Origin of the sequence: Microcoleus sp. B4-D4 (genome assembly GCF_036705185.1) — a bacterium.
In the GTDB taxonomy this organism is placed as follows: domain Bacteria; phylum Cyanobacteriota; class Cyanobacteriia; order Cyanobacteriales; family Microcoleaceae; genus Microcoleus.
The window spans coordinates 41,647-50,183 of record NZ_JAUBTX010000046.1 but is presented as its reverse complement, the minus strand read 5'-3'; the positions used below and the strand labels follow the sequence as shown (position 1 = coordinate 50,183).

Sequence of the window (8,537 nt, the reverse complement as noted above, 5' to 3'; positions counted from 1 at the left end):
CCGAGAGTTCAGCCTTGTGGCTGGAAACGCTATGTACGGACTGATTACCGTGATTCACGTTTCAACGAATCGCACCGCAAATACTCCGTGACAATCATAGGTTCACCGACTTGTCGTAACAACATATCAGAAGCCGTATTATCACTTTCAGAAACCATATACTTCAATAATTCAGCCAGAGTGAATTCCATTCCCTGCGATGAATCGTCGAGAATCCGACTACCCTGGAGAACATCGCTGGCTTCTACACGAATTTTCTGGTCTAGCTTCAGTTTTCCTCGGTCTACTTGAGCCAGAACAGCCATTGCAATAGGAAACTTGTAAACGCTTTGCATCGGAAATTTCTGATTTCCATTCAGAGTGACTGACTCTCCGGTTTCTAGCACTGTGGCTTTCACTCCAACGCGCCCTAGAGCCGCCTGAGAAATTTGTTCGATTCGATCGCGCAATTCGTTTGTGCGGTCGGCGTTGGATATTGTGATACCGCGAGGCGCGTTTGTCTCGTTGTTGGGGGTGTCTTCTCTATTACTGGAGTTAACGCTGGTGCAACCAAGAGTCAGTAATAACAAGCAAAATGTGTAAAGCCAAGCTTTTTTAATTGTTGGAATCATGTCAATAGTTCTCGGTTGGGGTTAAGCCGTATTAAGGATAGAATAAGTTAGGGATCAGATTTTAATTCCTGTACCTCTGTGCGTTGGCTTTTTAGAGGGAAACTTACAGCGACCTTTTTTGATGGTTCTAGGGTTAACCCAGAAGTATTGGCTTGATACCCTTCTTTGGCTGCAACAGGCTCCCTCAATGCCAAGCAAGGCGACAAAACCGGGAAAATGTTGGAGGCGATCGATTCAGGCAAACACATTTGGATACTGTTGAGGGAAATCTTGCCATCTGCTAAAGATATTGCGAAGGAGTACCTTTAGCAGTTCACGCTTAGTCGGGGTTGCTATCGATAAAATCATTTAACTCTTTTAAATGTTGTCGATCGCACATATTGTTTTTTTCACTAATATTCAGTCAGTATGCAATTATCAATAGTCCGGACAGTTTTCAATCACTAACGGCAGAATGCGGGTTTGGGCCTTCTCAGTGAGGTCAAATGCTAACGGTAGAATGAGGGTTTCAGCCTCTGTCTCCCAAACTGTCCGGAGTATTGAATTATTATACTTGCAACCATTATAATTTATAAAATTTTGTGAATCATTTAAGATAGCTATATCAAAGCATCAGAAGCCAATAAACTCCTTATAAACGGCTTGAAAAGCAACGCATCGCAGTAGAAAAATGGTCGTTTAGGCAATTATAAAATCGTTCACTTCGCTACCAACGGTATTGCCAACAGAAAAATCCCGAACTCCCAGGATTTGTGATTATTCTGATGAAGCTCGGTTGCTATAGCATCGTCAATTTACCATCAGGGATTGGCAGCAGGGAATCAAGGCAGAGGTGGATTTTTATGCGAGACGCTGTAGGATGGATCGAAACGCGATCGCAACTCCCTCTTGATTCCGCTGCATCTACGGCTTGTTTGACTGCAATACCAAACCAGAACGAAACCCCATGAAAATTAATCGCAAGGTATCCAAAGCCCTGGCTGCTGCTTTTTTAGCTTTATGGGGTTTGAGTAGCAATCGTGCAGAAATTTACGCCAAGCGCTGAAATTTTTGCCAGCACCCCCGATCGGGCGCGAAACCGCTGCTAAGTGGAAGTTCTATTGATAGTTGCACGGTTCTCCTGGCTCAAACCGATGATCGCAAGCGGCGTTGCACTTAATCCTGGCGAGCGTTGTATTTAATCCTGTCGAGCGTCACATTTACAGTTGCATTTAATACAGGATCGTAAGTGTCAAGATTGCTGGCTGGAGTGTTTAGATTCTTGCTAAAGGGCTTGTCCCGTTCTCTTCCAATATTTTCGCTCGTTTTTATCGGACTATTTTGTTTATATTAAGGATATGTCTATAAAAGCGAGCGATAGTTGGCATTCCTTTTGTGATTAACAATCTCCACTTAGAAATGAGAATTTTGTCACAGCAACAATTAACCATCTTTCCCTGCACCCACACCAGTAAGTCCATCAACTACTCCGAAGGTTAGGAACCGAGTCAATGAACAAAAAATTAGGCAAAATCTTTCTCGCTAATGATGCTTCAACTTTAAGTAACGTCGGATTTGAACAATCTCCTGACGCGGCAATTTTTGCTAAAAATATTGCACATTGGTTTGCGGGCGGTCGTCCAGGCAAGTTTCATTCTTACTTGGACCCGGATTTAGCAGAATCTGAATCGGCTTTAGCAGAGACAATGACTGAAGCTGGTCATACATGGACGGTTGGATATGACATCCCAGAAGATGTGGATGCGATTTTTACACATGAAATTTGTATTGATGAGACTAGAATCAGAGATTTGGTTGGAGCCGGAGGGAACGTTTATTTAGCTGCCGAGACGGAAAATGAGGACTATGCTGAAGCGTATAACTTTAACTGGTTTCTTTGGGAAGTTGGTTTACAGTTTAAAGAGGGCTATAACGGGATTTCAGGAAATCAACCCATTAATAGCGATCATCCGATTTTTGCTGGAGTTAAATCTCTCTATCAACGCAATGGCAGTTCGATTATCGATTTCCAACCTGACGAGCAGGCCAATCAAATTCTCGTTTCTAGTCCTGATGGAGAAGGGCTGTATGCAATACTCGATCTCTCACAGGCAACACCCCACGTCAGGATTTCGAGGATTTTTTCAGACGGAAGCGTTAAATCCACTTCTGCGGACGAATATATCGCTATTGTCAGCGATGGGCTGGTTGATATAGATATATCAGGCTGGAAAATTCACACAGACAATCGCAATCAAGAATTCTCTTTTCCCGCGGGGACAGTCTTGAAAAAAGGAGCTGAGTGTCGAGTTTATACTAACGAGGTGCATCCAGAGTCAGGCGGCTTCTCTTTCGGTAGCAAACGCTCTGTTTGGAATAACTCTTCAGACGAGGGAAGGCTTTTGGATGTGATGGGAAATTTGATGTCTAGCTATGCTTATACTGAGCACAGTCAAAAACTGTCTAATCTAACTTCATCCCTTGGCTTAGACAATCTAATTCTAGAGGCAGATCCAGAAGCGATTGAGGCACAGAAAGCTTTAGGCGGTCAGGTAACTTTTGAGGAAGCATTAACTTCAGCATACGATAGCTTTGAACTTGACAACTCACAAGAAGGCTCGGTTCTAGACACGATCGCTGATAATGCTGCGGCTGTGGGTGTGCCCTTCGCCTATTTTAACGGCGATCATGTACCCTCGTCTTACCAATATCTGCGAAAACCCACCACTAAAATTACCCTCTGTACTCCAGAGACACCGATGCTCCCAACAAAAGGGGAAAGCATAGAAGCTAACTGGATATTTATGTTACAAATTCCTGAACTCAACACAGTACATTGGGCGATTATTGACCGTTTGGGCGAAGAAGAAGTGTACAACTACGGTCGCTTCTTGTCCTGAGCGAGAGGCTTTCGTCTAAAGGCGTGCGGAATGTCGGATTTAATACTTTCCGCAAGAAAATCTATCGAAAAGTCCTTGTCAGCCCTTGCCATAAATCGAGAGTTGCCCGCTTTCACCGTTAGGTCATCGCACGCGATCGCTCAATTAATTGTTGTAACATCCGATCGATCTCGGCGATCGCTCCCAAGTTGAGACAAAAAACATTCTCAAGGGTAGCGCGTAACTCTGCAACCGTTGAAAGGACGCGATGTTCTGTTCGACCGTCCAAATAATGCACCGTAAACTGATTATTCCACAAGGCATAACGACAATTTGACCCCGGTTTTGCCACAATCAAGTTAGTAACAAAAATCGAGTTGGGATGAGTTGAAACGTACCAATTACTCACCTCATAATCGGGTAATTCTTGCTCCTGAAGGTCGAATCTGTAAAGGGATTTCCACTCCTGCTTGATATATGCTTGCATAATGTAGCTGCGATCCGTTGCAATCAATCGAAATGGTTCGTGGGATGTAGGTTGTTCAATATCCGGTGTCAAAGCAAGCGGCGCGGTAAGCGTTAATCCTCCAAATCCCGCATCTGCAATGTACGGCTCTCCATCAATATTGACTAACAGCACCATATGGCTGCGAGGTGCGATCGTCCCGGATGGTAAATTCCACAGCACGCGAGCTGCTAGATTCGTTACCTGAAAGCCCAGAGCAAGCAAAACAGCCCGCAACAGTAAATTTTGCTCAAAACAATAGCCACCCCGTCCCTGGTTGATGAGTTTTTGTTGCAAGGATGCTAAATCCAGCAAAACCGGTTGTTTTAGGAGTGAATTGAGGTTTTCAAAGGCGATCGTTTGGGAATGTCGCTGATGAATTGCCTGTAACGCTGTCAGCCTGGGCGAGCAGTCACCGCTATAGCCAATTCGTTGAAAATAGGCATCAAGGTCGATCTCAGTCAGTCGCTGTTGCAATTGCATATTTTATCTTTTTGAGGGGGTTTGGGGGCAGCTCTAAGACCCACGCCGTACCTGTACCCAGGTCGGCGTTGGGATACATGGACTTCCCTAGTTAAGTTTACGGGACTCGATGTCCCTAAACTTAACATTTAATGTTGCGCTACTTGCCAGTAAATTCAGTATACTAAGGGAATGCTGACCCTTACCCATCGCTACCGAATCTATCCAGATACTACTCAAGAGCAGCAGCTTATTGAGTGGATGGAACTCTGTCGAGGATCGTATAACTACGCCCTTCGGGAGATAAAAGATTGGTGCGATAGTCGTAAGTGTTTGGTTGATAGATGCTCATTGGAAAAGGAATACATCCTCCCTGCCGAAGTAAAGTTTCCTGGCGAAATTCAACAACTTAATAACTTGCCACGAGCCAAGAAGGAATTCCCCAGACTGGGTGAGGTTCCTTCCCAAGTTCGACCGCATGCTATTAAGCAGTTGCACAAAGGTTGGGAATACTTTCAGAAACGAGGATTTGGTTTTCCACGCTTCAAGAAGTACGGGCAGTTCAAGTCGTTGCTTTTTCCTCAATTCAAGGAGAATCCAGTAACCAGCTTGCACATTAAATTGCCAAAAATTGGAGCAATTCCAATTAATCTGCATCGCCCTATCCCTTCTGGGTTTGTGGTCAAGCAGGTCAGAATATTGAGGAAAGCCAACTATTGGTATGCGTCTATCTCCTTGCAGTGTGATGTTAGCGTCCCTGACCCAACTCCTCATGGTCATCCCATCGGGGTGGATATTGGCTTGGAGAAGTTTTTGGCAACCAGTGACGGTGTTCTCATAAAACCTCCCAAGTTCTTTAAAAAGCTGCAAAGCGAGTTGAAATTGCTGCAACGCAGGCTTTCGAGGAAACAGAAGAGGTCTAAGAACTACGAGAAACAACGTCTTAAAGTTGCTCGTCTTCACCACCAAATCGACAACACGAGAAAAGACTTTCACTACAAACAAGCTCATATGCTCGCTTGATGCAGGTGATATGGTTTTCATGGAAGACTTGGATTACCGCGTCAGTGCCAAAGGGATGTTTGGGAAGCATATGCTTGATGCTGCTTTTGGACAGTTTAGAACTATTGTCAAGTATGTGTGCTGGAAGCGTGGAAAGTTCTTCTCCGAAGTCGATGCAAGGAGGACTTCTCAACAGTGTCCCGAATGTGGTGGGGAAGTCAAAAAAGACCTGAGTGTGAGAATCCATGATTGTCCTCATTGTGGATACAAGACGGATAGGGATGTAGCAGCAGGTCAGAATATCAGAAACCGAGGAATCAAACTAATTAATACCGTTGGACAGACGGGAATTAAAACTGCCTGTGCAGACGATCTACCGGGGATTAAGGCAACTGAGTCTAGGCAAGTGTCGAAATCCCGCAAGGGAAAAACCAGGAAATCTCAAAAGTGATTTTGGGAAGCCCCCACCATAATCTTTGATTTGGTGGGGGAGGATGTCACTATCAGAGTCAATGCTGAGTTTCTTCATGGGGAATAATTAATCATTACGCATCCAACGTTCCTTCGTGTTTAGCATCGGAAAAATCATAGATTTCGATCGCTCCTTCACGTCGAATCATCCGCTTCCCCCGCCGCTCGCTCCTTTCATCCCATCAAGTAAATCGGTAATGTCTCTTTGGTCGGGGCCGCGATTATTGCATACACCATCAAGGTATTTAAATTTTTGTGTCTGCTGAGTTTCTGAACTTTCCGCACATTACCGTCGGTCGCATCCAGCGCGGCCGTGATAGCTGTATGTGTATTCTACGCCCGCCATCCAGACCTGGACTACCACGTTAAGAAATCCCCCCGATCGATGCAGCAATGCAGTATTTGCGGCAAACTCTGTGGTATCGGGTCGAGTATACACCAAGATGAAGATAGAACGGCACGGCCAGGCCAAAATACTCACGCAACAGGAAATCGAGCTTTTGTTCAACAAAGGTTTGCAAACCTCACGCGATCGCACCCTGTTCGGAGTTTGTCTCTACACGGCTTGTCGAATTGCCGAAGCTTGTTCTCTGATGGTCAAGGATATCTACACAAACTCTGGCACCGTCCGTTCTACGATTAACTTCCGCAAAGCCAATACCAAGGGCAAGCTGCAAACCAGAACGATTCCGGTGATCGAGGATTTGCGATCGCTCTTGACATCTTGGAAACCCCACGCGGGTCAGACTTACTTATTCCCCGGCCGCCACCCGAACCATCATTGGAAGCATCTGCACCCCAACTCAGCGGATCGGATTTTGAGAGAAGCGTTCGATCGCGCCGGCATCGAAGGAGCCTCCACCCACAGTTTTAGGAGAACGGCTCTCACCCAGATGAGCAACGCCGGGATTCCGCTGCGGATCATTCAAGAAATCAGTGGCCACCGCAACGCCAGAACAGTTGCAGCGCTACGAAAGAGGTGCCGGCCAGAACAAGTCACAGGAGCGATCTCTTCAATTTCCATCCTTTCTAACACTGGAAAACGCTCATTACCGAGTTGGCAACGGTCTGCTAGTTTCTGACGATCGCCCCCAACCGCCGCGATCACTCCATCTCCGCCTACCAGTGAAGTAATGCAGCAAGTTTGACCGACTCCGCTGTCGGGTCAGATATACACCACATGGATCACCCCAACGGTTACATGAAGTATAGGTGGGCCGTGAACTCAGTTTGCTTTCTAGATCGCTCGATAAAGAGTTTGTGATTGAGAAAATAGGCGTTAATTCAGATCGAACAGAGCGGTATGTGATATGACTGAAATATAAAAAGTTTGCAAGCTAACTCACGATGAGGTTATGAAGCAATGAATGTTAACAGCGCCGCTCAACTTCTGCAAACAGGCTTTCGCACCGCACTAGGAGCAAGCAGCGCGATCGCGGAACTGCTCAATAACCCGCAAAAATTAGCAGACATCCTCGCAAAACCGCCGCGATCGCCAGAGCAACTACTCCTAGACCTTGCTGCTAGAGGCGAAAGCATAGAACAAGAAGCACATAAATTTGGCGAGACATTTTTATCGGGCGGCAGTCACCATTTAAAACCGCCACAATACATTGAACGAGCTGGCGAGCAGTGTTTTCTTCAACCCTACGACATCAAAGGTACAAACCTCTATGGATTTATCTTAGAAGGTTCTTTGCATAAGCTACAAGCAGTATGCGACACATATCTCAACCAGCCAGCTAAAGGAGAAGTTGAGTATCGCCCTGCCATGCACTATGTTGTCCTTACTTTCGGAACGATGGATTCGCTCAGTTCCACAAACAAACCAGACAGCGAAAAGGGATATGTTCTTGAAGAAGAGGTAGTTTTTTGGATATTGACGATGGTCGGAAAACAAGTAGGACCTGCATTTGTAGTGGAGCGGCTAGCTTGGTTCATGCCTTACGTTTTTGTCAATAACTCACCAGTTTTAATTTCAGGGCGCGAGGTTTACGGTATTTCAAAACAACTGGGTTCTTTTCAAATTCCCAAACCCCCGCAGCCACCTGATTTATTCACTTTAGAGACGCTTTTATGGAAACATTTTATACCGGACATTCAAGCCCAAGATGAAAGGTTGATAGAAGTTTGCAGAGTTGGTAAGGAGGTATCTTTTAAACCTAACAAGACTTGGGATACCCCACAAGAATTAGTCAATGAAATTTTAGAGCTACTTTTTGACAACAATGGTAGGATCGAGATTCCTGGTTTTAGTTTGCCACTCAATATTTTTGACTACCTAACTCATACAGCAGTTCCAGTCGTATTTCTCAAACAATTCCGCGATGCAGAAGATGGTAGCCGAGCTTGCTATCAAGCGATCGTCGAAAATTTGATGAAAATGTACAAATATCACAGCGGACGCATCCTGAGCTTCGGTTCTTTAGGCGATCAGTTTGAGGTCACACTGTACGATTATGCCAGCCACCCCATAGTTAACGATTTGGGGTTACGCCCACGTGGTACAAAACCAGGAGAATCAGTTCGATTGCCCGTCAAGCTGTCTTTCTGGATCAACTTCAACTTCACCGTCGAAAATGGTACTACAGTTTGGAAAGCGCCTTCTTAAATTAACTTTCATTTCAG

Annotated in this window: 8 protein-coding genes; 6 read left to right on the top strand and 2 right to left on the bottom strand. The window is 45.3% G+C overall.

The window, feature by feature from the left end; genetic code table 11:
• Positions 1–44: 44 nt before the first annotated feature.
• On the bottom strand, positions 45–611 hold the full coding sequence (locus tag QUB13_RS24885) for a serine hydrolase (protein ID WP_333386204.1): 567 nt from the start codon (positions 609–611) through the stop codon (positions 45–47).
• A 165-nt stretch (positions 612–776) separates the two neighbouring features.
• Here QUB13_RS24885 and QUB13_RS24880 point away from each other — a divergent pair, with 165 nt between their 5' ends.
• A complete protein-coding gene (locus tag QUB13_RS24880; RefSeq protein WP_333386202.1) occupies positions 777–920 on the top strand; it encodes a hypothetical protein in 144 nt (47 codons plus the stop codon).
• A 1,181-nt stretch (positions 921–2,101) separates the two neighbouring features.
• The gene (locus QUB13_RS24875) at positions 2,102–3,490 is read left to right on the top strand and encodes a lamin tail domain-containing protein (protein ID WP_333386199.1); all 1,389 of its coding nucleotides are present in this window, start codon (positions 2,102–2,104) and stop codon (positions 3,488–3,490) included.
• A 118-nt stretch (positions 3,491–3,608) separates the two neighbouring features.
• Here QUB13_RS24875 and QUB13_RS24870 read toward each other — a convergent pair whose 3' ends face one another.
• A complete protein-coding gene (locus QUB13_RS24870) occupies positions 3,609–4,457 on the bottom strand; it encodes an arylamine N-acetyltransferase family protein (protein ID WP_333386196.1) in 849 nt (282 codons plus the stop codon).
• A gap of 171 nt (positions 4,458–4,628) precedes the next feature.
• Between QUB13_RS24870 and QUB13_RS24865 the strand changes: the two genes are divergently transcribed.
• The 4 genes from QUB13_RS24865 to QUB13_RS24850 all read left to right on the top strand — a co-directional run bounded on the left by QUB13_RS24865 (position 4,629) and on the right by QUB13_RS24850 (position 8,520).
• Positions 4,629–5,459, top strand: coding sequence for an RNA-guided endonuclease InsQ/TnpB family protein (locus tag QUB13_RS24865; protein WP_333386193.1), 831 nt, complete (start codon positions 4,629–4,631; stop codon positions 5,457–5,459).
• Between the two features lie 19 nt (positions 5,460–5,478).
• A complete protein-coding gene (locus tag QUB13_RS24860) occupies positions 5,479–5,889 on the top strand; it encodes an RNA-guided endonuclease InsQ/TnpB family protein (protein ID WP_333386190.1) in 411 nt (136 codons plus the stop codon).
• 463 nt (positions 5,890–6,352) lie between these two features.
• Positions 6,353–6,991: a tyrosine-type recombinase/integrase gene (locus tag QUB13_RS24855; protein WP_333386187.1), complete on the top strand. Its 639-nt coding sequence runs from the start codon at positions 6,353–6,355 to the stop codon at positions 6,989–6,991.
• Positions 6,992–7,272: 281 nt separating this feature from the next.
• Entirely contained in the window at positions 7,273–8,520 is a 1,248-nt protein-coding gene (locus QUB13_RS24850) for a hypothetical protein (RefSeq protein ID WP_333386184.1), read from the top strand.
• The last annotated feature ends 17 nt before the right edge of the window (positions 8,521–8,537 follow it).